This window comes from Streptomyces lunaelactis (genome assembly GCF_003054555.1).
Lineage (GTDB): Bacteria > Actinomycetota > Actinomycetes > Streptomycetales > Streptomycetaceae > Streptomyces > Streptomyces lunaelactis.
Genome location: NZ_CP026304.1, coordinates 1,550,112 through 1,573,686 on the forward strand (window position 1 = coordinate 1,550,112; position 23,575 = coordinate 1,573,686).

Sequence of the window (23,575 nt, forward strand, 5' to 3'; positions counted from 1 at the left end):
GGTTACTGGTTCTCCTCGGTGCGCGCGGGGGTGGGGCTGACGGCGGGCTCATTGCCGCCCAGAAGCAGATACAGGACGGCCATACGGGTCGAGACGCCGTTGGCGACCTGCTCGACGGCCGTGCAGCGGTCGGAGTCCGCGACCTGCGCGGTGATCTCCATGCCGCGGTTCATCGGGCCGGGGTGCATCACGATCGCGTGCTCGGGCATCCGGGCCATGCGGTCGCCGTCCAGGCCGTAGCGGCGCGAGTACTCGCGCTCGGTCGGGAAGAAGGCGGCGTTCATCCGCTCGCGCTGCACACGCAGCATCATCACCGCGTCGGACTTCGGCAGCACCTCGTCCAGGTCGTACGACACCTCGCACGGCCAGCTTTCGACGCCGATGGGCACGAGGGTGGGCGGGGCGACGAGGGTGACCTCGGCGCCGAGGGTGTTCAGCAGCAGGACGTTGGAGCGGGCCACGCGGCTGTGCAGGATGTCGCCGACGATCGTGATCCGGCGGCCTTCCAGGTCACGCCCCAGGCCGGCGTCCGCGCCGACCAGGCGGCGGCGCATCGTGAAGGCGTCGAGCAGTGCCTGGGTGGGGTGCTCGTGCGTGCCGTCGCCGGCGTTGACGACCGCGCCGTCGATCCAGCCCGAGGTGGCGAGCCGGTAGGGAGCGCCGGAGGCGCCGTGCCGGATGACGACGGCGTCCGCGCCCATCGCCTCGAGCGTCAGCGCGGTGTCCTTGAGGGACTCGCCCTTGGAGACCGAGGACCCCTTGGCGGAGAAGTTGATGACATCGGCGGACAGCCGCTTGGCGGCGGCCTCGAAGGAGATCCTGGTCCGCGTCGAGTCCTCGAAGAAGAGGTTGACGACGGTACGGCCGCGCAGGGTCGGCAGTTTCTTGATCGGCCGGTCGGCGACCCGGGCCATCTCTTCGGCGGTGTCGAGGATCAGCACGGCGTCGTCGCGGGTGAGGTCGGCGGCCGAGATGAGGTGACGCTTCATCTGGGTGTGCTCCGTTTGTCTGGAGGTCGTGGGTCCGGCCTGCGGCGGAGCCGCTTTGGGATGCGGCGCCGGACAAGCACAGCGGCATGCGGGCGCGCAGGTGGCACGTCCGTACGGGGATTCGGAGGCGTACGGAGAGGTGCTACTGCTCGCCGGCCGGGGCGGTCTCGCTCCCCCAGACTTCGTCCGGGGGGACCCCCACCTCGCTTCGCTCGCCGAGCAGCACGGTGTCGCGACCGTCCTCCTCGGCGAGCAGGACCTTGACCGTCTCCCGCAGCGACGTGGGGAGGTTCTTGCCGACATAGTCGGCGCGGATGGGGAGTTCGCGGTGGCCGCGGTCGACCAGGACCGCGAGCTGCACGGCGCGCGGCCGGCCGATGTCGCCCAGCGCGTCGAGCGCGGCGCGGATGGTGCGGCCGGAGAAGAGCACGTCGTCGACGAGGACGACCAGCCGGCCGTCGATGCCGTCACCGGGGATCTCGGTGCGGGCCAGCGTGCGGGCGGGCCGCATACGCAGGTCGTCGCGGTACATGGTGATGTCGAGGGAGCCGACCGGGATCTTGCGGCCGGTGATCTCTTCGAGCTTGTCGGCGAGCCGGCGGGCGAGGAAGACACCGCGGGTCGGAATGCCGAGAAGCACCACGTCGTCGGCGCCCTTGGCGCGTTCGACGATCTCGTGGGCGATGCGGGTCAGTACCCGCGCGATGTCGGGAGCCTCGAGAACGGGGCGGGCGACATCGGAACTGCCTTGCGTGTCCATATGAAACGGACCTCCTTCTCCGCCTCACGGGACGGATCTTAAAGGACGTCGAAATTGCGCCACCCACGTTACCAGGGCCTTGCGCGGCCCCTTGTACCGCCCCTTGTACCGCCCCTTGTCCGGCCCGGGCAGAGACCGGTGTGGACCATTCGGCTTGACGCATCCAAGTAACGCTGCGTAACCTCACAGTGAGTTACCAGCCGCGCGGCGGAGCCGCACGTTGTCACAGCGTCCGGGGAGCTATATGTCCAGCGAATACGCAAAGCAGCTCGGGGCCAAGCTCCGCGCCATCCGCACCCAGCAGGGACTTTCCCTCCACGGCGTGGAAGAGAAGTCCCAGGGCCGCTGGAAGGCCGTAGTGGTCGGGTCGTACGAACGCGGTGACCGTGCCGTCACCGTGCAGCGCCTCGCCGAGCTGGCGGACTTCTACGGCGTCCCGGTGCAGGAACTGCTTCCGGGCACCACGCCGGGCGGGGCCGCCGAGCCGCCGCCGAAGCTCGTCCTGGACCTGGAGCGCCTGGCCCATGTGCCGCAGGAGAAGGCAGGTCCGCTCCAGCGGTATGCCGCCACGATCCAGTCCCAGCGGGGCGACTACAACGGCAAGGTGCTGTCGATCCGTCAGGACGACCTGCGCACGCTGGCCGTGATCTACGACCAGTCGCCGTCGGTTCTGACCGAGCAGCTCATCAGCTGGGGCGTCCTCGACGCGGACGCGCGGCGCGCGGTCGCCCACGACGAGGGCTGACGCCACTTCAGGAGAAACGTCACGTCGCCGTCACCTCGGCGTCATGTCGGAGGGCGAACCCGGCTGTTCCGGGTTCGCCCTCCGCTGCGTTTCTCCGGGGACGCCCTTCAGACGTGTCCGGGGTTCGGGGCGGAGCCCCGACGGGGCGGCCAGGACATGCACCAGGCCCGAAGCCCAGGACTGTTCGTCCTGGGCTTCGGGCCTGGTGCAGCCGTCCGGCTGCCCGGTCAGTCGCGGTCGCGCCGCAGACTCGGCTTGAGGTCCTTGAAGCGGCCCAGCAGGCCGTTCACGAACGACGGGGACTCATCGGTGGAGAACTCCTTGGCGAGTTGCACCGCCTCGTCGATCACCACCGCGTCCGGGGTCTCGTCGACCCACACCAGCTCGTACGCACCGAGCCGGATGATGTTCCGGTCGACAACCGGCATCCGGTCGATCGTCCAGCCGACGGCGTAGGTGGCGATGAGGTCGTCGATCCGGTCCGCGTACTGCGCGTACCCCTCGACGAGCTCCATGGTGTACTCGCCGACCGGCGGCTGCCGGTCGTCGCTCCGCGCGTGCCGCACCCAGTCCGCGAGGACCGTCTGCACGGACGCCCCGCGCTGGTCGGCCTCGAAGAGGATCTGGAAGGCCCGCTTACGGGCCTTGTTCCGGGCAGCCACGGTTAGCTGTTCACCCGGCCGAGGTACTCACCGGAGCGGGTGTCGACCTTGATCTTCTCACCGGTGGTGATGAAGAGCGGAACACCGATCTCGTAGCCGGTCTCCAGCGTTGCGGGCTTGGAGCCGCCGGTGGAGCGGTCGCCCTGGACACCCGGGTCGGTGTGCTGGATGGTCAGCTCGACGGCGGCGGGCAGCTCGACGTAGAGCACCTCGCCCTCGTGCTGGGCGACCGAGGCGGTGAAGCCCTCGATCAGGAAGTTGGCGGCGTCACCGACGGACTTGCGGTCGACCATGAGCTGGTCGAACGTCGACATGTCCATGAAGACGAAGTACTCGCCGTCCATGTACGAGAACTGCATGTCGCGGCGGTCGACGGTGGCCGTCTCGACCTTCACGCCGGCGTTGAACGTCTTGTCGACGACCTTGCCGGACAGCACGTTCTTGAGCTTGGTGCGCACGAAGGCAGGGCCCTTGCCGGGCTTGACGTGCTGGAACTCGACGACGGACCAGAGCTGGCCTCCGTCGAGCTTGAGCACCAGGCCGTTCTTGAGGTCGTTCGTGGAAGCCACGGTTGCGGAATCTCCTGGACTGAAGCTGGTGGGACCGCGAAGGCGTACGCGCTACAGCGCGAGAAGCTCCTTGGTCGTAATGGTGAGTAGCTCGGGTCCGCCGTCCGCCTCCTGGCGCACGACGAGCGTGTCATCGATCCGGACCCCGCCCCGGCCCGGGAGGTGAACCCCCGGTTCGACGGTGACCGGCACACAAGCGTCCAGTTTACCCATGGCCGCAGGCGCCAGCTGCGGGTCCTCGTCGATTTCGAGCCCGACGCCGTGCCCGGTGAGCGGCGCGACGCCCTCTCCATGGCCTGCGGCGTCCAGGATCTGGCGGGTCGCGTGGTCCACATCGCGGTACGCGGCGCCAGGTGCGAGAGACTCCCGCCCGGCCCGCTGAGCGGCGAAGACGAGGTCGTACAGCTCGATCTGCCAGTCGGCCGGAGTCGTCCCGATGACAAACGTACGGCCGATCTCGCAGCGGTAGCCGCGATAGTTGGCGCCGACGCAGACGGAGAGGAAATCACCCTCCTCGACCCGGCGGTCGGAGGGCCGGTGGCCGCCTTGGCCCGAGTTCGGGCCGGTCGCGACCGAGGTCGCGAAGGCGGGGCCGTCGGCGCCGTGGTCGACGAGCCTGCGCTCCAGCTCCAGCGCGAGATGCCGCTCGGTGCGGCCCACCAGGATCGACTCCAGCAGTTCGCCGAGGGCCTGGTCGGCGATCTCCGCCGCGATCCGCATGCAGGCGATCTCCTCCTCGTCCTTGACGAGCCGCTGCTGCTCGACGGCGAGACCGAGGTCGGCGAGGTACAGCCGGGGCGCCACCGAGCCCACCGCACGGTGCCGGGCGACCGTCAGATGGTGTTCCTCGACGGCGAGCGACTCCACGCCGGCCGTCCTGGCCAGCTCGGCGGCCGCGACCGCCGGATCGCCGGCCGAGCTCGGCAGCACGGTCAGCCGCAGCTGTTCGTCGGGGCGGCCGTCGGCGGGATCGCCGGTGGGCGTACGGGGGCAGAGCAGGACATCCTCGCCCGGACCGAGCAGCAGTACGGCGCCGGGCGGCGCGCCACCGGCGAGATAGCGGACGTTGGCGGGGCGGGAGACCAGGACCCCGGCACTCCCGGTCGCCGCGCACCGGTCGCGCAGCCGGCCACGGCGGACACCGAACACCTCTGACATGCTCCGAGCGTACGAGCGGGAGCACGGCACGGCCTGGTCAGCGCGTCCGACCGGGGGTGGGCACGCGAGTGGGCGGCGGCCTACCAGCTCGGCGGGCTGGCGATCGAGCGGGCGAGTACGTCGTCGAGGACCCGCGCCGTGGTCTCCACGTCGTACTTGGAGTTGTCGATGATCGGCAGTCCTGAGCCGTACCAGCCGGCCATCCGGCCGTGGATGCTGGCGACTTCCTCGTCCGAGAGGCGGCGGTTGCCGCTGCGCTCGGCGTTGCGCTCCAGCACGATCTCGAGGCCGGGGAGCAGGACGACGGGCAGCAGACCGGGGCCGACATGGCGCTTCCAGCCGCCGAGCCCGACGACGGGACGGTCCGGGAAGACCGCGTCGTCGAGGATGCAGGAGATCCCGTTGGCCAGGAAATTGCGGGCGGCGAAGCCGCAGGTGCGGCGTGCGAGGCGGTACTGGGCCTCGGAGTGGTCGTTCCAGCCGGACTGGGGGTCGGCGAAGCCGGAGTGGACCCATTCGCGCACGTCGTCGAGGCTGATGTGCGCGGTGGGGACGCGACGGCCGGCTGCCCAGTGACGGGCCACGGTCGTCTTCCCGGCGCCCGCCGGGCCGATCAGCAGGACGGCGAGAGTGGTGGCACCGGTGCCGCCGCCCGCCTGCGGCGGCGCGGGTATGGGAACCGGACCGCCGGGCGGCAGCTGGATGTGCCCCGTCGTCTCGCGGGAGGGCGGCACGGAGGCGTGCTGGGAGGCGGGAGCCGTCCAGCCGAGGGCGGGAGGCTGCCCCTGGCGCGGCGGCGCCCCGGGCGGAGGCCCGGCGGGAGCACGGTGCGGAGGACCCGCGGGAGGTCCGGAGGGAGCACCGGGCGGCGCGCCGGACGGAGCGGCAGGCGGCGGAGGACCAGCAGGGGCCGCGGGCGGTGGAGGACCTGCGGGCGGTCCGGGCAGAGGCCCCGGGTGCTGGGCGCTGTGCGTCCATCCGGCCGGTCCGTGCCCCGGTCCGTGGGGCGGCGGAGCCCCCACTGCGTGCTGCATCCGGTGCCACTCCGTCTCGTACGACTGACGCTGGTCAAGCGGCAGCTCGGCTGCCCTGCTACCGAACGGTACCTCTCCCGGCCACCGCTGGGAGGTGCCCCCTCCGGCCGCCACAGTGAGAACGGCCGGAGACGGCCCCAAGTGCCCTGTCAGGCACCCGACTCCTCTGCCAGCGCACGCAGTGCGAGGCGGTACGAGCCGATGCCGAAGCCCGCGACCGTGCCGCTGGCGACGGCCGCGACCACCGATGTGTGCCGAAATGTCTCGCGCGTATAGGGATTCGAGATGTGCACCTCGATCAGCGGGGCGGTCCGCTGGGCGGCCGCGTCACGCATCCCGTACGAATAGTGCGTGAAAGCACCCGGGTTGAGAACGACCGGAATTGAACCGTCCGCGGCCTCGTGCAGCCAGCGGATCAGCTCGCCCTCGTCGTTCGTCTCCCGTACGTCGACGTCGAAGCCGAGCTCCTTGCCGAGCTCCTGGCAGGTTTCCACCAGACCGGCGTAGGAGGTCGCGCCGTACACATCGGGCTCGCGGGAGCCGAGCCGCCCGAGGTTGGGGCCGTTGAGCACGAGGACCTGACGGGTCATCCGGACACCTCCCCGTACGCCGCGAGCAGCACGGCCGGGTCCGGGCCCTCCAGCACGGTCGGCTTGGCGAGACCGTCGAGGACGATGAAGCGCAGCACATTGCCGCGGGACTTCTTGTCGACCTTCATGGTCTGAAGGAGCTTGGGCCACTGGTCGCCGCGGTAGGTCAGCGGCAGTCCAACGGACTCCAGGACGGCGCTGTGCCGGTCGGCGGTCGCGTCGTCCAGTCGCCCGGCCAGCCTGCCCAGTTCGGCGGCGAAGACCATGCCGACCGAGACGGCCGCGCCGTGCCGCCACTTGTAGCGCTCGTTCTTCTCGATGGCGTGGGCGAGGGTGTGTCCGTAGTTGAGGATCTCGCGCAGCCCGGATTCCTTGAGGTCGTTGGAGACAACCTCGGCCTTGACCCGGATGGAGCGCTCGATCAGCTCGGCTGTGTGCGGCCCGGCGGGCGTTCGCGCACCCTGCGGATCGGCCTCGACGAGGTCGAGGATGGCGGGGTCGGCGATGAAGCCCGCCTTGATGACCTCGGCCAGGCCGCTGATGTAGTCGTTGACCGGCAGCGAGTCCAGAGCGGCCAGATCGCAGAGCACACCGGCGGGCGGGTGGAAGGCACCCACGAGGTTCTTGCCCTCGGCGGTGTTGATGCCGGTCTTGCCGCCGACCGCCGCGTCGACCATGCCCAGCACGGTCGTCGGCAGGGCGATCCAGCGCACCCCGCGCAGCCAGGTCGCGGCGACGAAGCCGGCGACATCGGTGGTGGCTCCGCCGCCGACGCCGACGATGACGTCGGTACGGGTGAAGCCGGTCTGGCCGAGCGCCTTCCAGCAGTACGCCGCGACCTCGACGGTCTTGGACTCCTCGGCGTTCGGCAGCTGGACGGCGATGGCTTCGTAGCCCTGGGCCGCCAGGTCCTCGCGGATCGCCTCACCGGTGCCGGCGAGCGCCTCGGGGTGCAGCACCGCCACCCTCTGGGCCCGGCCGATCAGTCCGGGGAGCTCGCCGAGCAGCTGACGGCCGACCAGCACCTCGTACGGATCCGAGCCTTCCGTGCCGCCGACCTGGATGCGGGTCACTGCCTGTTCCGTCATGCGTCCTTCAACTCCAGTGCGTCGAGGACCGCTTGGGCGACCTCTTCGGGGGTGCGTTCGTCGGTGGCCACGACGGCGCGGGCCACTTCGGTGTAGAGGTGGCGGCGTGCGTCCATCAGCTCCCGCCACTGCCGGCGCGGGTTGACGGCGAGCAGCGGGCGCGCCTGGTTGAGGCCGACCCGCCTGACCGCCTCCTCCACGTCCATCGAGAGATAGACGACGGGCAGTCCGGCCAGCAGCTCACGCGTCGAGTCGTCGAGGATCGAACCGCCGCCGAGGGCGAGTACGCCCGGATGCTCGGCGACGGCCGCTCGTACGGCCTGACGCTCGAGATCGCGGAAATACGGCTCGCCCAGGTCGACGAAGATGTCCGAGATCTCCCGGCCCTGGGCCGCGACGATATCGGCGTCGGTGTCCCGGTAGGCCACACCGAGCCGCTCGGCGAGCAGCTTGCCCACCGTGGACTTGCCCGAGCCCATGGGCCCGACCAGGACGATCAGCGGGGCGCTCACCGGATCTGGAGGTTGTCGAGGAAGGACTGCACATTGCGGCGGGTCTCGGAGACGCTGTCGCCGCCGAACTTCTCCCCCACCGCGTCCGCCAGGACCAGCGCGACCATCGCCTCGGCCACGATCCCGGCGGCCGGCACGGCACACACGTCGGACCGCTGGTGGTGCGCCGCCGCGACCTCGCCCGTGGCCACGTCGACGGTGGCCAGCGCTCGCGGCACCGTCGCGATCGGCTTCATCGCCGCGCGAACCCGCAGCAGCTCACCGGTCGACATGCCGCCCTCCGTGCCGCCGGAGCGGCCCGACGTGCGGCGGATCCCGGCCTCGGTCGGCACGATCTCGTCGTGCGCCTGCGACCCCGGCACGCGCGCCAGCTCGAAGCCGTCGCCGACCTCGACACCCTTGATGGCCTGGATCCCCATCAGCGCGGCCGCGAGACGGGCATCGAGGCGGCGGTCCCAGTGGACATGCGAGCCGAGACCGACGGGCACGCCGTACGCGAGCACCTCGACGACACCACCGAGGGTGTCGCCGTCCCTGTGGGCCTGGTCGATCTCCGCGACCATCGCCTTCGACGCATCGGCGTCCAGGCAGCGCACGGGGTCCGCATCCAGCTTCGCCTCATCGGCGGGGGCCGGGTACACGCCGTACGGGGCCTTCGCCGACGCCAGCTCCACCACGTGGGAGACGATCTCGATGCCCGCCGTCTCCTTGAGGTACGAGCGGGCGACCGCGCCGAGCGCGACACGTGCCGCGGTCTCGCGGGCGCTGGCGCGCTCCAGGATCGGCCGGGCCTCGTCGAGTGCGTACTTCTGCATGCCCGCCAGGTCCGCGTGGCCGGGCCGCGGCCGGGTCAGCGGCGCGTTACGGGCCAGCTGCGCGAGCTCGTCCGGATCGACGGGGTCGGCCGCCATGACCTTGTCCCACTTCGGCCACTCGGTGTTGCCCACCATGACCGCGACCGGCGATCCCATGGTCAGCCCGTGGCGCACGCCGCCGAGGAAGGTCACCTCGTCGCGCTCGAACTTCATCCGCGCACCGCGCCCATAACCGAGCCGCCGCCGGGCGAGGTGGTCCGCCACCATCTCCGTCGTGATCGGTACACCGGCGGGAAGACCCTCCAGAGTCGCCACCAGTGCGGGTCCGTGAGACTCCCCCGCCGTCAGCCAACGCAACCTGCTCAACGGTGCTCCTCCTGCTCGCGCCTGGAACTGCGACGGCGCGACCGGGTGCGCGGCCCTGGCCCGCCTACCCCGATCCTCCCACGACCGGGGCCGTGACCCGATCTCCGGTCCAGGAACCGGACGGTCGGTCCCGGGCACAGAAGACAGGCCCTAGCTCTGTGCGAGGGCCCGCTCCCCGGCCTCCCTCATGACGCTCAGGGGCGCGGGCGAGCGGCCGGTCATCTGCTCGACCTGGAGTACGGCCTGGTGGACCAGGAGGTCGAGGCCGCCGACGACGGCTCCGCCCCGCGCGGACCAGCGGGTGGCCAGAGCCGTCGGCCATGGCTCGTACAGCACGTCGAACAGCGTCCCGGGCCGCTCGGGCACCTCGGCCGCGAGTTCGTCGGTGGTGCCGGCCGGGGTGGTGGCGATGACCAGCGGTGCCCGCAGGGCCTCGCCCGCCTCCGCCCAGTCGGCGATACGCACATCGACGCCGAGCCGCTCGCCCCAGCCGCGCATCTCGGCGGCCCTGGCGGCACTGCGTACGTACGCGGTGACCGGTCCCGTACAGATCCGCGAGAGCGCGGCGAGCGCGGACGACGCCGTCGCGCCCGCACCCAGCACCGCCGCCGACTCGGCCTTGTCGACGCCCCGCTCGCGCAGTGCGGCGATCATGCCGGGGATGTCGGTGTTGTCGCCGAGCCTGCGGCCGTCCTCGGTGAAGATCACCGTATTGACAGCCTCCACCGAGGCCGCGGTGTCGCTGACGCTGTCGAGCAGCGGCATGATCGCGCGCTTGAGGGGCATGGTCAGCGACAGCCCGGCCCAGGAGCCGTCGAGGCCCTCGACGAATCCCGGGAGTCCGGCCTCGTCCACCTCGAAACGGTCGTACGACCAGTGGGTGAGACCGAGTTCCGCGTAGGCCGCTCGGTGCAGCACCGGAGAGAGCGAGTGGGCGATCGGCGATCCCAGGACCGCCGCGCGCTTCGTCGGGGTACTCACTGCCCGCTCTTCTCCTGCTCCGCCTCGTACTTCTTGCGGTTCCGCTCGTGCTCCGCGTTGGTGACCGCGAAGAGCGTCTTGTCCTCGGTGATCGACACGAAGTAGTACCAGGGGCCTGGCGTCGGCTTGAGCGACGAGTTGAACGCGTCCAGGCCCGGGTTCGCGATCGGCCCCGGCGGCAGACCCTTGACGTTGTACGTGTTGTACGGATCCTTGAGCTTCCGCAGATCGTCGACAGCACCGACGTCCAGCGTGGACTCGCTCTTGATGTAGTTGATCGTGGAGTCGAACTCGAGCCGTCCGACCGTCTCCAGATTGTTCGGCTTGAGACGGTTGTAGACGACCCGCGAGACCTTGTCGAAGTCGTGCTTGTACTTGCCCTCGGCCTGCACGAGGCTCGCGACGGTGAGCACCTGGAGCGGCGACTTCAGGCCCAGCCTCTCGGCCTCGGCCTTGAGGTCCTTCTTGCCGAACTCGGCGTTTGCCTGGGCAACCATCTTCTGCAGCACTGCTTCCGGCTTCATGCCCTTGGCGACGGGATAGGTCGCGGGGAAGAGGAAACCTTCGAGCGGGTCCTTGATGTCCGGGTTGTCGTCGGCCCAGTCGGGCAGTCCGAGCGTTTTCGCCTTCGCCTTCGCGACGGCCTTGGTGGTGCCCACCTTGACCTCGAGACGTTTGTCGACCTGCTCGTAGACCCAGGAGTTGCGCTTGCCCGGGGGGACGATCAGGTTGTTCCGGCTGGCCGGATCGAGCATCAGGTCCACGGCGTTCTCGCCGGACATGCCCTTTTTCAGGATGTAGACGCCGGCCTGGATGCTCTTGCCGTCGGCCGCCGAGACGAACGCGCCCGAGCTCTTGACGACCCCGGCCTCCTTCAGGATGCTGCCGATCTCTCCGAGGCCCGCGCCCTTGGGGATCTCGACCTGTGTGGAGCCACTGCCGCTGCCGCTGAAGTCCTCGGCCGCGCCGAACTGGCCCTGCCAGAACTGGTAGCCGAAGTAGCCGACCCCGCCGAGGCCGCCCGCGAGAACCAGCGAAACGACCAGGCACGCACAGCCGTTGCGGCTCTTCTTCTTGCCCTTGCCGCGGCGTTCACGCCCGCCGCCCCGGCGCGACTCGCGCGGGTCGTCGTCGTATTCGCCGTCGTCGTCCCGGCCGTCGTCGCCGGTGAAGAAGGGGTGGGTCTCCTCCTGGGGCGCCTCGGCATCCCAGTCGGTCGTGGGCTCGGGCTCGGCCCGGCGCCGACTCGGGGGCTGCGGCGGCGGGTACGCCTCGGGAGTGCCGTAGTAGTCGGCATTCTCACCGCTGTAGCCGGGCTGCTGGCCGTCGTAGGGATCGGGCCGGCCGGCTCCGTACGGCATGGCGGCCTGCTGGCCGGTGTCCCAGCCGGTGTTGTACTGCTGCTGGTTGTACTGCTGCTGCTGGTACTGCTGCTGTTGCTGTTGCTGCTGGTTGTACTGCTGCTGTTGCTGCTGGTTGTACTGCTGCTGCTGTTGCTGGTTGTACTGCTGTCGCTGCTGTCCGTTGTACTGCTGCTGCTCGTTGTACTGCTGGTAAGGGTCCTGCTGAGTGCCGTACTGCTGCGGCTGCTGCGGGTCCTGCTGCTGCGGCTGGCCGCCGTACGGAGTCTGGCCGGCTGCGGCCTGCTGTCCTCCCCATCCCTGGTCCCCGTACAACGGGTCCTCGGGATGCCACGGTTCGGAGCCGGGGCTCCGGCCATACTCAGTCATCGATCCCCTAGGGCCGCGAGACGACGATCCGCCTCTCTGCTGTGCGTCAGCTGTTCGAACACCGCCGCATCGCGCGGAACGTTACCGTATCGCGATCAGATAACCACTTGGACGCCCTCGCCCGGAGCAACGCCGGACGCCCGTTCGGACTCCAGAGCGTTCTGAAGGATCACCACAGCGGCAGCCTGGTCGATGACGGAACGGCCCTTTTTGGACTTCACGCCCGAAGCGCGAAGTCCCTGACTGGCCGTCACTGTGGTCATCCTCTCGTCGACCAGTCGTACCGGAATCGGCGCGATGCCGCGTGCCAGCTCCTGGGCGAAGCCGCGGATCTTGACCGCGGCCGGGCCCTCCCCGCCGCTGAGCGAACGGGGCAGGCCCACGATGACCTCGATCGGCTCGTACTCCTCGACGAGTTGCCCGAGCCTGCGGTGGGCGGCCGGGACATCGCGTCCCGGCACGGTCTCCACCGGGGTGGCGAGGACCCCGTCGGGGTCGCACGAGGCGACCCCGATCCGGGCGTCCCCGACATCGAACGCGAGGCGACGGCCTCTGCGCATCCGCGCCGTCACGCCGTCTCGGCGACGAGGCGCTCGACGGCGGCCACGGCGTCCCCGATGGCATCCGGGTTCTGGCCGCCGCCCTGGGCGACGTCCGGCTTGCCGCCACCGCCGCCGCCGAGGGTCTTGGCGGCGGTACGGACCAGGTCACCGGCCTTGAGACCGCGCTCACGGGCGGCCTCGTTGGTGGCGATGACGGTGAGCGGGCGGCCGTTGGCCGTGGTGAAGAGGGCCACGACAGCGGGACGGTCGCCCTGGATGCGGCCGCGGACGTCGAGGACCAGCTTGCGCAGGTCGTCGGCGGAGGTACCGTCCGGCACCTGACCGGTGACCAGGGCCACGCCCCGCACGTCCTTGGCGCCCGCGGCGAGACCGGCGGCGGCCTGGAGGACCTTCTCCGCGCGGAACTTCTCGATCTCCTTCTCGGCGTCCTTCAGCTTGGCGAGCATGCCGGAGATCTTCTCGGGGAGCTCCTCGGGACGGCCCTTGACCAGCTCCTGGAGCTGGGCGACGACCGTGTGCTCCCTGGCGAGGAAGCTGTAGGCGTCGACGCCGACGAGGGCCTCGATACGGCGCACGCCGCTTCCGATCGACGACTCGCCGAGCAGCTTCACCAGACCCAGCTGGGCGGTGTTGTGCACATGCGTACCACCGCACAGCTCCTTGGAGAAGTCGCCGATCGTGACGACGCGCACCCGCTCGCCGTACTTCTCGCCGAACTCGGCGATGGCGCCCTGCTTCTTGGCCTCGTCGATGCTCATGACCTCGGCCTGGACATCGAGTTCACGGGCGAGGACTTCGTTGATCTTCTGCTCGACGTCGGTGAGGACCGTGCCGGGTACGGCGGCGGGCGAGCCGAAGTCGAAGCGGAAGCGGCCCGGCGAGTTCTCGGAACCGGCCTGGGCGGCAGTGGGACCCAGCGCGTCGCGCAGCGCCTGGTGCGTGAGGTGCGTGGCGCTGTGGGCGCGGGCGATGGCCCGGCGGCGCCTGATGTCGATCGCGGCGTAGGCGGAGGCACCGACGGTCACCTCGCCGACCTGCACCGAGCCCTTGTGTACGGAGACACCCGGGACGGGCTGCTGGACGTCGCGGATCTCGATGACGGCGCCGGTGTCGAGCCGGATCCGGCCCTGGTCGGCGAGCTGGCCGCCGCCCTCGGCGTAGAAGGGGGTGCGGTCGAGGACGACCTCGACCTCGTCGCCTTCGGTGGCCGCGGGCGACGGGACGCCGTCGACGAGCAGGCCGACGATCGTCGACTCGCCCTCGGTGGAGGTGTAACCGGTGAACTCGGTGGAGCCGGAGTTGTCGGCGACCGCGCGGTAGGCGGAGAGGTCGGCGTGGCCGGTCTTCTTGGCCCTGGCGTCGGCCTTGGCGCGCTCCCGCTGCTCCTTCATCAGACGGCGGAAGCCGTCCTCGTCCACCGACAGGCCCTGCTCGGAGGCCATCTCCAGTGTGAGGTCGATCGGGAAGCCCCAGGTGTCGTGGAGCAGGAAGGCCTTGTCGCCGGGGAGGACCTTGCCGCCGGCGGCCTTTGTCTCGGTGACGGCGGTGTCGAGGATGTTGGTGCCGCCCTTGAGGGCCTTGAGGAACGCGGCCTCCTCGGCGACGGCGACCGTCTCGATGCGCTTGCGGTCGGTGATCAGCTCCGGGTACTGCTCGCCCATGGTTCTGATGACCGTGCCGGCGAGCTCGGCGACGACCGGCTCGGTGGCACCCATCAGCCGCATATTGCGGATGGCACGGCGCATGATGCGGCGCAGGACGTAACCGCGGCCCTCGTTGCCGGGGGTGACGCCGTCGCCGATGAGCATCACGGACGTACGGATGTGGTCGGCGACCACACGCAGGGAGACGTCCGAGCCGTGGTCGGCGCCGTAGCGCACGCCGGTCAGCTCGGTGGCCTTGTCCATGACGACACGCAGGGTGTCGGTCTCGTACATGTTCTGCACGCCCTGCAGGATCATCGCGAGGCGCTCGAGGCCGAGGCCGGTGTCGATGTTCTTGGAGGGCAGGTCGCCGAGGATCGGGAAGTCCTCCTTGCCCTCACCGGCGCCGCGCTCGTACTGCATGAAGACCAGGTTCCAGATCTCCACGTACCGCTCGTCGTTGACGGCCGGGCCACCCTCTTCGCCGAACTCGGGGCCACGGTCGTAGTTGATCTCGGAGCAGGGTCCGCAGGGGCCCGGGACGCCCATCGACCAGAAGTTGGGCCCCATGCCCAGCCGCTGGATGCGCTCGGCAGGTACGCCGATGACGTCACGCCAGATCTGCTCGGCCTCGTCGTCCTCCTTGTAGACCGTGATCCACAGACGCTCGGGGTCCAGGCCGTAGCCACCGTCCGCGACGGAGCCGGTCAGCAGCTCCCAGGCGAACTTGATGGCGCCTTCCTTGAAGTAGTCGCCGAAGGAGAAGTTGCCGCACATCTGGAAGAACGTGCCGTGCCGGGTGGTCTTGCCGACCTCTTCGATGTCCGGCGTACGCACGCACTTCTGCACGCTGGTGACGCGCGGCGACGGCGGCTTGACCTCGCCGAGGAAGTACGGCTTGAAGGGGACCATGCCCGCGGGGACCAGCAGCAGAGTCGGGTCGTCCGCGATGAGCGACGCCGAAGGGACGACGGTGTGCCCGCGCTCCTCGAAGAAGCTCAGCCAGCGGCGGCGGATTTCAGCCGACTCCATCAGTGGTCCTCATTCCGGTTGTACGAGTTGTACGTGTGCTTGTTGTACGTGTGCTCGGGGCGATCGATGGCAGCGAAGCGCCGCTGCGCGGGGAGTTCAGGGTCGACGGGTGCCTCCAGGCCCAGCCGCTCGCCCAGTTCGGCCTCGCGCTGGACCATTCCGGCCCTGACGTCGAGTGCGAAGTCCTTGAGCTTGTGGCCCGCGTCGATCGCCTTGTTCGCGGCCTGCGCCGCGAGGCTCTCGGGGGTCAGCTGCCTGAGCTTGCGGTTGACCTTGGTGGTGGCCCAGACACCGGCTGCGGCGCCCGCGGTGAACCAGAAGGTGCGGCGGAACATCGTGCGTCAGCCTTTCCGCTTCTTGCGCCGGGCGGCCGGCACCGTACGGCCGACGATCACCGGACGACGGGACGGCGCGGGCGGCAGGTCGTCGCCCTTGCGGCTCATGGCCCTGCGCACGCCGTATCCGAAGGCGGCGACCTTGACCAGCGGCCCGCCGAAGGTGGATGCGACCGTCGTGGAAAGCGCGGAGGCGTTCGATGTGACTTCCTGGACGTCCGTCGCGATGGCGTCGACCCGGTCGAGCTGGGTCTGTGCGGAGCGCACCGTCGCAGAGGCGTCGGCCAGCAGCGGAACTGCCTGCTCGGTCACGTCCGCCACGAGCTTGGTGGTCGCCCTGAGCGTCTGGGCCAGCCTCACCAGCACCACGGCGAGGAAGGAGACCAAGATCGCCCAGAAGACGGCCACCAGCATCCCGGCAACCTCTCCACCGGTCACTCTGCACCGCTCTCTGCTGGTCGATGGGTACCTCGAAAATCGTCCTCCGACCCTATCGCGCCCAGGCTCGGACCCCATACCGCATTGGCAATGGTGCTGGCGATCGAGCTGCCGGCCCTGGTGACGGCGAGCGAGAAACGCGAGAGCCCGCCGGCTCCCCCACCGGTAAGGGCGGGGAAGCGGCGGGCTGAAGCGTGGTGAGCTACGCCTTGATCAGCGGGCGTAGTACTCGACGACCAGCTGCTCGTCGCAGATGACCGGAACTTCCTTGCGCTGCGGGTCACGGTCCAGGCGGAACGCCAGGGCCTTCAGGTTGACCTGCAGGTAGCGCGGGGTCTCGCCGTCGGCGGCGAAGCCACCCTCACGCGAGACCTGGAAGAGCGACTTCTCGCGGCTGCGCTCGCGGACCATCACGACGTCGTCGGGACGGACGCGGAACGACGGCTTGTCGACCTTGCCACCGTTGACCTCGATGTGGCCGTGGACGACCATCTGACGGGCCTGGTAGATGGTGCGGGCGATGCCCGAACGCAGGACCAGGGCGTCGAGGCGGCGCTCGAGCTCGATGACGAGCGCGTCGCCGGTCTTGCCCTCGGCCTTCTTGGCGCGGTCGTAGGCACGCGCCATCTGGCGCTCGCTGATGTCGTACTGGGCACGCAGACGCTGCTTCTCGAGCAGACGGACCTTGTAGTCAGAGTTCTGCTTGCGGCCACGGCCGTGCTCGCCCGGCGGGTAGGGGCGGGCTTCGAAGTACTTGACAGCCTTCGGCGTCAGCGCGATACCGAGCGCGCGTGACTTCTTGACCTTGGGACGCGACTGGTTAGGCACGTTCTCCAGACCTCCGTTGTAGGTTAGGTTAGGCTCACCTTACTCAAGGAGATCGCATGTCTCGCCCTGGGAACACCAAGCGCATCACGGACAGCACAAAGAACACCGACGCTTCTGAGAACGTCGAGGCGACGGAGGTCCGATCAGCTCATGGTCAGCCGCGTCCCAGCGGGCTTGAAATCACTCGGATGCCGTCAGCAGCCGAGCGCACACGAACTCTCGTACAGAGTACATGCTCCGCGGTGCTGCTCATCCCGGGGCTGGACGGGGCCCGTCCCGAGCAGCTGGCGCCGGAGGCCCGGGTCGTGGGGCCCGACGGTGAGGTGTTCCTGCTGTTTCCCGCCGACTCACCCGCGGTACGGGCCGCCACGCACGCGCAGGACGACGAACTGTCCGCTGTGCTGGAGCTCACCGATGTCGCACCGGTCTCCGTGCCCCATCGCATCCGCGGCCGCGCCTGGGTCTCAGGCTGGCTCACCTGCGTACCCGGGCTGGCCGAGCCCGGCGGCATGATGCTGCGGCTCGAGGTGGGCGAGGCGAGCGTCGACGATCTGTGGGGCGCCGAGAACGTCGAGCCGGAGGAGTTCACGCGGGCATCCGTCGATCCCCTCGTGGGACACGAGACCGAGCTGCTGCAGCACCTGCACTCCACGCACAGCGAGCAGGTGCAGGGGCTGTGCGGGCTGCTCGGCGAGAAGGCCGAGGTGTACGAGAACGGGCAGCGGGCGGTGCCACTGGCGCTGGACCGGTTCGGGCTGCGGGTGCGGTTCACCGGGGAGCGGTGCTTCGACGTGCGCTTCGACTTTCCCTCGCCGGTGCGCGATCTCACCGAGCTGCGCCGGGCGATGCACACGCTCTTCGAGGCCGCGTCACACTGAGGTCCCGTACTCGGCTCACTCGGCGCACGTGGACCTCTGGGCGTCAGTCGCCGGACGGGCCCGATGTGCCCTCGCCCCGGAGCCGCTCGCGCACCTTCTCGACCACGTCCGCGTACCGCGCCTCCGCGCCGTACCGCGTCGGCTCGTAGTAGCGCTTGCTGTGCACCTCGTCCGGGGCGTACTGCTGGGCGGCGATACCGCCCGCGACATCGTGCGGGTACACGTACCCCTGTGCGTGGCCGAGCTTGGCCGCGCCCTTGTAGTGGCCGTCGCGCAGATGCGGCGGGACCGCTCCCGCCAGCCCGTTCCGTACGTCCGCGAGGGCGGCGCCGATCGCCGTGGTCGCGGCGTTCGACTTGGGGGCGAGCGCCAGCGCGATGGTGGCGTGGCTGAGGGTGAGAGCGGCCTCGGGGAAGCCGATCATGGCCACGGCCTGGGCGGCCGCGACCGCGGTCGGCAGCGCCGTCGGGTCGGCGAGACCGATGTCCTCGCTCGCGGAGATCATCAGCCGACGGGCGATGAAACGGGGGTCCTCCCCCGCCTCGATCATGCGGGCCAGATAGTGCAGCGCGGCGTCCACGTCGGAGCCGCGGATGGACTTGATGAGGGCGCTGGCCACGTCGTAGTGCTGGTCGCCGTCCCGGTCGTACCTCACCGCCGCACGGTCGACGGTCTCCTCCAGGGTCTGGAGGCTGATCTCCTTCTCGCTCTTGTCGATCGCCGCACCGGCGGCCGCCTCCAGTGCCGTCAGCGCCCGGCGTGCGTCGCCGCCCGCGATGCGCAGCAGATGCGCCTCGGAGTCCGCGGGGAGTGTGACCGCGCCGCCCAGCCCACGCTCCTCCGTGAGCGCCCGGTGCAGCAGCCCGCTCAGATCCTCGTCGGTGAGCGTCTCCAGTGTGAGCAGCAGGGAGCGGGAGAGCAGCGGCGAGATGATCGAGAAGTAGGGGTTCTCGGTGGTGGCCGCGATCAGCGTGACCCAGCGGTTCTCCACGGCGGGCAGCAGGGAGTCCTGCTGGGCCTTGGAGAAACGGTGGATCTCGTCGAGGAAGAGGACGGTCTCCTTGCCGAAGCCGCCGGCGGCGCGGCGCGCGCTGTCGATGACCGTGCGCACCTCCTTGACGCCGGCGGTGATCGCGGACAGCTCCACAAAGCGCTTGTTGGTAGCCCTGGAGACGACGTACGCGAGGGTCGTCTTACCGATGCCCGGCGGACCCCAGAGAAGCACCGACGAGGGGCCCGCGGGGCCGCCGCCGCCCTCGCCGACGAGCCGGCGCAGCGGCGAACCCGGCTTCAGCAGATGCTGCTGGCCGACGACTTCGTCGAGGGTGCGCGGGCGCATCCGTACGGCCAGGGGGCTGCTGGACGGATCCTTCTCCTGGCGTGCTTCGGCTGCGGCGGTAAAGAGGTCGGGCTCCACGCTGTGAAGCCTATGCCAGGGGTCTGACAGTGCCCTCGGCCCGGGGCAGGTGGTACCGCCGCCCTGTTCGCGCCGGTCCGGGTCAGCTGGTCCAGAAGTCCCACCAGCGGGTCAGGATCAGCATCCCGATGATCCCGATCCACAGCACCGGCGGCATCCAGTGGAACTCCAGCAGTCCCTTGCGCAGCCCCTCCGGGACCTTGAAGATCCGGTGCTCGATGTTGTGCAGCGTGACGTAACAGAACATCACGATCGTGGCGACCCAGGCCAGCGAGCACCACAGGCACAGCGAGTTGATCGTGTAGAGCGACTGGTACTGCAGCCACGTGCAGAAGCCGACACCGAACAGGCAGCCCGCATTGAGCCCCAGCCAGTACCAGCGGCGGTAGCGGGCCCCGGCCAGCAGCGCGACACCGATCGCGATCACCATCGCGTACGCCACAAGCCCCAGCATCGGATTCGGGAACCCGAGCGCCTCCGCCTGCTCGCTCTTCATGATGTTCCCGCAGGACACCACCGGATTCAGACTGCACCCCGGCGTGAACGACGGATCCTCGAGCAGCTTGATCTTGTCGATCGTGATGACCCACGAAGCCAGCAGCCCCGCCGCACCCGTGATCACCAGCAGCCAGGCGAAGGCACGACTGCCGCCGATCGTGCCCTTGGAACCGTCGGCCCGCCGGCCGGAGGACACGTCGTCAACAGCTGCAGTCGTCATTTCGCCGTTCCATCGCTCAGTAGGCTGCCGGGCAGGGTCATTCTGCCGCACCCGCGCCCGTGTCCACCGTTCGATGGACATAAGGATGTACGGACGGTCGTCCCGGACCGCTCAGTTCCGGGCGCAGGCTCGTGCCCATGACAGAACTCGCGGTGAACGTACGCGGACTTCGCAAGCGCTATGGCGAACTGACGGCAGTGGACGACCTGGACCTGGGCATCAGGCCCGGCGAGGTCTTCGGCATCCTCGGTCCCAACGGGGCGGGCAAGAGCACCACGGTGGAGATCCTCCAGGGACACCGCACCCGGGACGCGGGCGAGGTGACGGTCCTCGGCGCGGATCCCGCGACGGGAAACCGCCTCTGGCGCTCCCGTATCGGCATCGTCTGGCAGGACGAATCCGCGCCCGCGGAGTTGACGGTCCGCGAGACGGTGTCCCATTTCGCCCGCTACTACCCGAAACCGCGTGACCCCGAAGAGGTCATCGCCCTGGTGGGCCTCGAGAAGAAGGCCTCGAGCCGGGTCAAGACGCTCTCCGGCGGGCAGCGGCGACGGCTGGATGTGGCGCTCGGCGTGATCGGCGGCCCCGAGCTGCTGCTCCTCGACGAGCCGACAACCGGTTTCGACCCGGCCGCCCGCCGCCAGTTCTGGGAGCTGATCAGACAGCTCGCGGACGAGGGCACCACCATCGTCCTCACCACGCACTACCTGGAGGAGGCGGAGGCGCTGGCCGACCGTCTTGCCGTGATCGCGGCGGGCCGGGTGGTGGCCGAGGGCACTCCGGCCGGGCTGCGCGAGCAGCACGACACGGCGGCCACCGTCGCCTGGACGGAGCCGGACGGCTCGTCGCGCTCGCAGCGGACGGCTACCCCGACCCGTACCGTCGCGGAGCTGACGCAGCGCTTCGACGGCGAGATCCCGGGCCTGCTGATCAGCCGGCCCACCCTGGAAGACGTCTATCTGCGGCTCACCGGACAGGAGGCCGCACGATGACCACGGTCACGGACCGGCTCGACAGCGTACGGACCACGTCGGCGAAGCTTCCCGGTGCCTGGCGGCTGGGGCTGGCACGCGGCGGTCTCGAGGTGCGGGCCTTCTTCCGCCAGCGCGAACAGGCCGTCTTCACCTTCGCGTTCCCCATCGTCTTTCTCTTCCTCTTCGCGTCGATCTTCAGCGACGACGTGGAGGGCGCGGGCATCACCGCGTCACAGCTCTATGTCCCGGCGATGATCGCCGCGGGCATCATGTCGACGAGTTTCCAGTCGCTGGGCATCTCGATCGCGATCGAGCGGGACCAGAAGCAGCTGCGACGGCTGCGCGGAACACCGATGCCGCCCGCCGCGTACTTCCTCGGCAAAGTGTGGCTCGTGCTGGTCACCGGGCTGCTGGAGACGGCCGCGCTGCTGCTGGTGGGCACGGTGTTCTACGACATCGACCTGCCGACCGGCGTCGGCACCTGGCTGACCTTCGGCTGGATCTTCGTACTCGGGCTCACCGGGTGTGCGCTGCTCGGGATCGCGATCAGCAGTGTGCCGAAGTCGGGCCAGAGCGCGACCTCCGTGGTCGTACTGCCCTTCCTGGTGCTGCAGTTCATCTCCGGTGTGTACATAGCGATCGACACGATCCCGGACTGGATGCTGAACATCAGCGCGCTGTTCCCTCTGAAGTGGATGTGCCAGGGGCTTCGCGGGGTGTTCCTGCCGGAGTCGGCCGCCGTGCTGGAACAGGCGGGGAGCTGGGAGTACGGCCGTATCGCTCTGGTGCTCGGGGCCTGGTGCATCGGAGGATTGGTGCTGTGTCTGTTGACCTTCAAGTGGAAGAGCCGGCGCGACGGCTGAGCGAGCCGGCCGGGGCGCGCGACTCGGACGTGTGGGACCGCACCTGGCGACCGTGGGACCTGTACTTCGCGGTCGTCTGGGTGGCGACGCTGGTCATCACGCTCGGCGCACCGGGGTCCACGGAGCCCGTACGGCTCGTCGCCTCCGCGCTGTTCGTCCTGCTCGTGCCCTGGTACGTGTGGGTCGGGCGTCGCGAGCTGATGGCGCAGGGCGAGGACGAGCGGCGCTCGGTGCGCTACATCGTCGGTCTGGTGCTGCTCTTCCTGCTGCCCGCGATCCTGGTGGGCGAGACGCGGCTCGCGACGTTCGCGCTCGCCCCGCAGTGCTTCATGCTGCTGCGGATGAGGGCTGCCCTGGTGGCCGTGGCGGTGATCAACATCGTTCCGGTGGTGGGGTGGGCGGTCCTGTGGCGGCCCGACGCCGGGATCGTCTTCTTCAACGCCCTGTTCGCCGTGGTCAGCCTGCTCTTCTCGGCGGTCTTCGGCAGCTGGATCATCCGCATCATCGAGCAGAGCGAGGAACGGGCCGCGCTGATCGCCGAGTTGGACGCGAGCCGGGAGGAGATCGCGCGGCTGTCCGCGGAACGGGGCGCGCTGGCCGAGCGGGAGCGGATGTCCCGCGAGATCCATGACACGCTCGCGCAGGGATTCACCAGCCTGGTGATGCTCGTCCAGGCCGTGGACTCGGAGCTGGAGCGCGATCTGCCGCAGGCCCGCCGTCATCTGGATCTGATGGCCGAGACGGCCCGGCAGAACCTCGCCGAGGCGCGCGCCCTGGTCGCCGGCGGCGCGCCCGCGGATCTGGACGGCAACTCACTGCCGGACGCGCTGCGGCGGCTGGCGGCGCGGCATGGCTCCGCCACGACGGTGGAGGTGACGGGCACGGCGCGGCCGCTGTCCCCGGCGCTGGAGGTGGTGGCGCTGCGCACCTGCCAGGAGGCTCTCGCCAACGCCACGAGACATGCGGGACCGGAGGCGACGGTGGCCATTTCACTGACGTACGCCGCCGCCGCGCTGTCCATGGCGGTACGGGACACGGGCTGCGGCTTCGACGACTCCGTGCCGCCGCGGGGGTACGGGCTCAGCGGGCTGCGCGCCCGCGCCGCGGAGGTGGGCGGCAGCGCGGAGGTGCGCAGCTCGCCGGGCGAGGGGACGACCATCGCCGTACGACTACCACTACTGCCGGACAGGAGCTCCGCGTGATCCGCATTCTGCTCGCCGACGACCATCCCGTCGTACGGGAGGGCCTGCGCGGCATGCTCGGCGCCGAGCCCGACCTGGCGGTCGTCGGCGAGGCGTCGAGCGGACCCGAGGCCGAGGCTCTCAGCGCCGAACTGCGCCCGGACATCGTCCTGATGGACCTTCGGATGCCGGGTGGCGGCGGCGTCGAGTCCATCGACCGGATGCGAACCGCGGGGCTGCCCTGCCGGGTGATCGTGCTGACGACGTACGAGACGGACGGCGACATCCTGCGGGCGGTGGAGGCGGGGGCGGCGGGCTACTTGCTGAAGGACCTGGCCCGCGGTGAACTGGCCGACGCGGTAAGGGCGGCGGCCCGCGGCGAGACGGTACTGGCCCCGTCGGTGGCGGCGCGCCTGGTCGACCAGCTGCGCAGCCGCCCGGAGCGCCCGCGGCTCTCGGAGCGGGAGACGGCGGTGCTGCGGCTGGTGGCGGAGGGGTGCACGAATGCGGAGATCGGGCGGCGGCTGTTCATCGGCGAGTCGACGGTGAAGACGCATCTCTTGCGGGTGTTCGCGAAGCTGGGAGTGGACGACCGCACGGCGGCGGTGACGAGCGCGATGCGGAATGGGTTGCTGTAGCGGGGCGTACCTGGGGCTCCGCCCAGACCCGTGCGCGGGGTCCGGGGCAGAGCCCCAGCAACCGGCTC

General features: G+C 70.0%; 25 protein-coding genes. 6 read left to right on the forward strand and 19 right to left on the reverse strand.

All coding sequences use genetic code 11. The features are described 5' to 3' along the window. Window positions 1–2: 2 nt before the first annotated feature. Window positions 3–989 carry an aspartate carbamoyltransferase catalytic subunit gene (locus tag SLUN_RS06720; protein ID WP_108147613.1) on the reverse strand — a complete coding sequence of 329 codons (987 nt, stop codon included), beginning with the start codon at window positions 987–989 and terminating at the stop codon, window positions 3–5. A 142-nt stretch (window positions 990–1,131) separates the two neighbouring features. Next, the gene (gene pyrR / locus SLUN_RS06725) at window positions 1,132–1,749 is read right to left on the reverse strand and encodes a bifunctional pyr operon transcriptional regulator/uracil phosphoribosyltransferase PyrR (protein ID WP_108147614.1); all 618 of its coding nucleotides are present in this window, start codon (window positions 1,747–1,749) and stop codon (window positions 1,132–1,134) included. A 244-nt stretch (window positions 1,750–1,993) separates the two neighbouring features. Between pyrR and bldD the strand changes: the two genes are divergently transcribed. After that, window positions 1,994–2,494, forward strand: a complete 501-nt coding sequence (bldD, locus tag SLUN_RS06730; protein ID WP_023542978.1) for a transcriptional regulator BldD — start codon at window positions 1,994–1,996, stop codon at window positions 2,492–2,494. A gap of 227 nt (window positions 2,495–2,721) precedes the next feature. Here the strand turns inward: bldD and nusB are convergent, their stop codons facing one another. From nusB to rpsD, 15 genes are all read right to left on the reverse strand, one after another. Next, window positions 2,722–3,156, reverse strand: a complete 435-nt coding sequence (gene nusB, locus SLUN_RS06735; RefSeq protein WP_108147615.1) for a transcription antitermination factor NusB — start codon at window positions 3,154–3,156, stop codon at window positions 2,722–2,724. A 2-nt stretch (window positions 3,157–3,158) separates the two neighbouring features. Next, window positions 3,159–3,725 carry an elongation factor P gene (efp, locus tag SLUN_RS06740; protein WP_108147616.1) on the reverse strand — a complete coding sequence of 189 codons (567 nt, stop codon included), beginning with the start codon at window positions 3,723–3,725 and terminating at the stop codon, window positions 3,159–3,161. A 51-nt stretch (window positions 3,726–3,776) separates the two neighbouring features. Next, complete coding sequence (locus SLUN_RS06745) at window positions 3,777–4,883, reverse strand: aminopeptidase P family protein (RefSeq protein ID WP_108147617.1); 1,107 nt, start codon at window positions 4,881–4,883, stop codon at window positions 3,777–3,779. An 80-nt stretch (window positions 4,884–4,963) separates the two neighbouring features. Further along, a complete protein-coding gene (locus tag SLUN_RS06750) occupies window positions 4,964–5,917 on the reverse strand; it encodes a Pro-rich N-terminal domain-containing protein (RefSeq protein ID WP_108147618.1) in 954 nt (317 codons plus the stop codon). 149 nt (window positions 5,918–6,066) lie between these two features. Continuing rightward, window positions 6,067–6,507, reverse strand: a complete 441-nt coding sequence (gene aroQ / locus SLUN_RS06755; protein WP_108147619.1) for a type II 3-dehydroquinate dehydratase — start codon at window positions 6,505–6,507, stop codon at window positions 6,067–6,069. Next, window positions 6,504–7,595, reverse strand: coding sequence for a 3-dehydroquinate synthase (aroB, locus tag SLUN_RS06760; RefSeq protein ID WP_108147620.1), 1,092 nt, complete (start codon window positions 7,593–7,595; stop codon window positions 6,504–6,506). Before aroB ends, aroQ begins: the two co-directional genes overlap by 4 nt. Next, a complete protein-coding gene (locus tag SLUN_RS06765) occupies window positions 7,592–8,074 on the reverse strand; it encodes a shikimate kinase (protein ID WP_108154570.1) in 483 nt (160 codons plus the stop codon). Before SLUN_RS06765 ends, aroB begins: the two co-directional genes overlap by 4 nt. A gap of 29 nt (window positions 8,075–8,103) precedes the next feature. Next, window positions 8,104–9,288 carry a chorismate synthase gene (gene aroC, locus SLUN_RS06770; RefSeq protein WP_108147621.1) on the reverse strand — a complete coding sequence of 395 codons (1,185 nt, stop codon included), beginning with the start codon at window positions 9,286–9,288 and terminating at the stop codon, window positions 8,104–8,106. 150 nt (window positions 9,289–9,438) lie between these two features. Beyond that, the gene (locus tag SLUN_RS06775; protein ID WP_108147622.1) at window positions 9,439–10,269 is read right to left on the reverse strand and encodes a shikimate dehydrogenase; all 831 of its coding nucleotides are present in this window, start codon (window positions 10,267–10,269) and stop codon (window positions 9,439–9,441) included. Next, window positions 10,266–11,999 carry an endolytic transglycosylase MltG gene (gene mltG / locus SLUN_RS06780; RefSeq protein WP_108147623.1) on the reverse strand — a complete coding sequence of 578 codons (1,734 nt, stop codon included), beginning with the start codon at window positions 11,997–11,999 and terminating at the stop codon, window positions 10,266–10,268. The genes SLUN_RS06775 and mltG overlap by 4 nt, the downstream gene beginning before the upstream one ends. A 95-nt stretch (window positions 12,000–12,094) precedes the next feature. After that, window positions 12,095–12,559, reverse strand: coding sequence for a Holliday junction resolvase RuvX (ruvX, locus tag SLUN_RS06785; RefSeq protein ID WP_108147624.1), 465 nt, complete (start codon window positions 12,557–12,559; stop codon window positions 12,095–12,097). An 8-nt stretch (window positions 12,560–12,567) separates the two neighbouring features. Further along, window positions 12,568–15,237, reverse strand: a complete 2,670-nt coding sequence (gene alaS / locus SLUN_RS06790; RefSeq protein WP_108147625.1) for an alanine--tRNA ligase — start codon at window positions 15,235–15,237, stop codon at window positions 12,568–12,570. Then, the gene (locus tag SLUN_RS06795; protein WP_108147626.1) at window positions 15,237–15,572 is read right to left on the reverse strand and encodes a DUF6167 family protein; all 336 of its coding nucleotides are present in this window, start codon (window positions 15,570–15,572) and stop codon (window positions 15,237–15,239) included. Before SLUN_RS06795 ends, alaS begins: the two co-directional genes overlap by 1 nt. Window positions 15,573–15,578: 6 nt before the next feature. Further along, the gene (locus SLUN_RS06800) at window positions 15,579–16,010 is read right to left on the reverse strand and encodes a DUF948 domain-containing protein (RefSeq protein WP_108147627.1); all 432 of its coding nucleotides are present in this window, start codon (window positions 16,008–16,010) and stop codon (window positions 15,579–15,581) included. Window positions 16,011–16,223: 213 nt separating this feature from the next. Further along, complete coding sequence (gene rpsD, locus SLUN_RS06805; RefSeq protein WP_108147628.1) at window positions 16,224–16,838, reverse strand: 30S ribosomal protein S4; 615 nt, start codon at window positions 16,836–16,838, stop codon at window positions 16,224–16,226. A 188-nt stretch (window positions 16,839–17,026) separates the two neighbouring features. Between rpsD and SLUN_RS06810 the strand changes: the two genes are divergently transcribed. Further along, window positions 17,027–17,716 carry a DUF2470 domain-containing protein gene (locus SLUN_RS06810; RefSeq protein ID WP_108147629.1) on the forward strand — a complete coding sequence of 230 codons (690 nt, stop codon included), beginning with the start codon at window positions 17,027–17,029 and terminating at the stop codon, window positions 17,714–17,716. Between the two features lie 43 nt (window positions 17,717–17,759). Here SLUN_RS06810 and SLUN_RS06815 read toward each other — a convergent pair whose 3' ends face one another. Then, window positions 17,760–19,133 carry a replication-associated recombination protein A gene (locus SLUN_RS06815; RefSeq protein WP_108147630.1) on the reverse strand — a complete coding sequence of 458 codons (1,374 nt, stop codon included), beginning with the start codon at window positions 19,131–19,133 and terminating at the stop codon, window positions 17,760–17,762. Between the two features lie 82 nt (window positions 19,134–19,215). After that, window positions 19,216–19,851, reverse strand: a complete 636-nt coding sequence (locus SLUN_RS06820) for a vitamin K epoxide reductase family protein (protein WP_108147631.1) — start codon at window positions 19,849–19,851, stop codon at window positions 19,216–19,218. Between the two features lie 137 nt (window positions 19,852–19,988). Between SLUN_RS06820 and SLUN_RS06825 the strand changes: the two genes are divergently transcribed. From SLUN_RS06825 to SLUN_RS06840, 4 genes are read left to right on the forward strand one after another with little or no spacing between them, the layout of a single operon-like run. After that, the gene (locus SLUN_RS06825; RefSeq protein WP_108147632.1) at window positions 19,989–20,843 is read left to right on the forward strand and encodes an ABC transporter ATP-binding protein; all 855 of its coding nucleotides are present in this window, start codon (window positions 19,989–19,991) and stop codon (window positions 20,841–20,843) included. Further along, complete coding sequence (locus SLUN_RS06830) at window positions 20,840–21,688, forward strand: ABC transporter permease (protein ID WP_108147633.1); 849 nt, start codon at window positions 20,840–20,842, stop codon at window positions 21,686–21,688. The genes SLUN_RS06825 and SLUN_RS06830 overlap by 4 nt, the downstream gene beginning before the upstream one ends. After that, complete coding sequence (locus SLUN_RS06835) at window positions 21,646–22,890, forward strand: sensor histidine kinase (protein WP_108147634.1); 1,245 nt, start codon at window positions 21,646–21,648, stop codon at window positions 22,888–22,890. The genes SLUN_RS06830 and SLUN_RS06835 overlap by 43 nt, the downstream gene beginning before the upstream one ends. Next, window positions 22,887–23,507 carry a response regulator gene (locus SLUN_RS06840; RefSeq protein ID WP_108147635.1) on the forward strand — a complete coding sequence of 207 codons (621 nt, stop codon included), beginning with the start codon at window positions 22,887–22,889 and terminating at the stop codon, window positions 23,505–23,507. Before SLUN_RS06835 ends, SLUN_RS06840 begins: the two co-directional genes overlap by 4 nt. Window positions 23,508–23,575: the final 68 nt, after the last annotated feature.

Coding starts and splice junctions, on each gene's coding strand:
- SLUN_RS06720 (WP_108147613.1), bottom strand. CDS start 989: ATGAAGCGTCACCTCATCTCGGCCGCCGACCTCACCCGCGACGACGCC.
- pyrR (WP_108147614.1), bottom strand. CDS start 1,749: ATGGACACGCAAGGCAGTTCCGATGTCGCCCGCCCCGTTCTCGAGGCT.
- bldD (WP_023542978.1), top strand. CDS start 1,994: ATGTCCAGCGAATACGCAAAGCAGCTCGGGGCCAAGCTCCGCGCCATC.
- SLUN_RS06745 (WP_108147617.1), bottom strand. CDS start 4,883: ATGTCAGAGGTGTTCGGTGTCCGCCGTGGCCGGCTGCGCGACCGGTGC.
- SLUN_RS06750 (WP_108147618.1), bottom strand. CDS start 5,917: ATGCAGCACGCAGTGGGGGCTCCGCCGCCCCACGGACCGGGGCACGGA.
- aroQ (WP_108147619.1), bottom strand. CDS start 6,507: ATGACCCGTCAGGTCCTCGTGCTCAACGGCCCCAACCTCGGGCGGCTC.
- aroB (WP_108147620.1), bottom strand. CDS start 7,595: ATGACGGAACAGGCAGTGACCCGCATCCAGGTCGGCGGCACGGAAGGC.
- SLUN_RS06765 (WP_108154570.1), bottom strand. CDS start 8,074: ATGGGCTCGGGCAAGTCCACGGTGGGCAAGCTGCTCGCCGAGCGGCTC.
- mltG (WP_108147623.1), bottom strand. CDS start 11,999: ATGACTGAGTATGGCCGGAGCCCCGGCTCCGAACCGTGGCATCCCGAG.
- ruvX (WP_108147624.1), bottom strand. CDS start 12,559: ATGCGCAGAGGCCGTCGCCTCGCGTTCGATGTCGGGGACGCCCGGATC.
- alaS (WP_108147625.1), bottom strand. CDS start 15,237: ATGGAGTCGGCTGAAATCCGCCGCCGCTGGCTGAGCTTCTTCGAGGAG.
- SLUN_RS06795 (WP_108147626.1), bottom strand. CDS start 15,572: ATGTTCCGCCGCACCTTCTGGTTCACCGCGGGCGCCGCAGCCGGTGTC.
- SLUN_RS06810 (WP_108147629.1), top strand. CDS start 17,027: ATGCCGTCAGCAGCCGAGCGCACACGAACTCTCGTACAGAGTACATGC.
- SLUN_RS06820 (WP_108147631.1), bottom strand. CDS start 19,851: ATGACGACTGCAGCTGTTGACGACGTGTCCTCCGGCCGGCGGGCCGAC.
- SLUN_RS06825 (WP_108147632.1), top strand. CDS start 19,989: ATGACAGAACTCGCGGTGAACGTACGCGGACTTCGCAAGCGCTATGGC.
- SLUN_RS06830 (WP_108147633.1), top strand. CDS start 20,840: ATGACCACGGTCACGGACCGGCTCGACAGCGTACGGACCACGTCGGCG.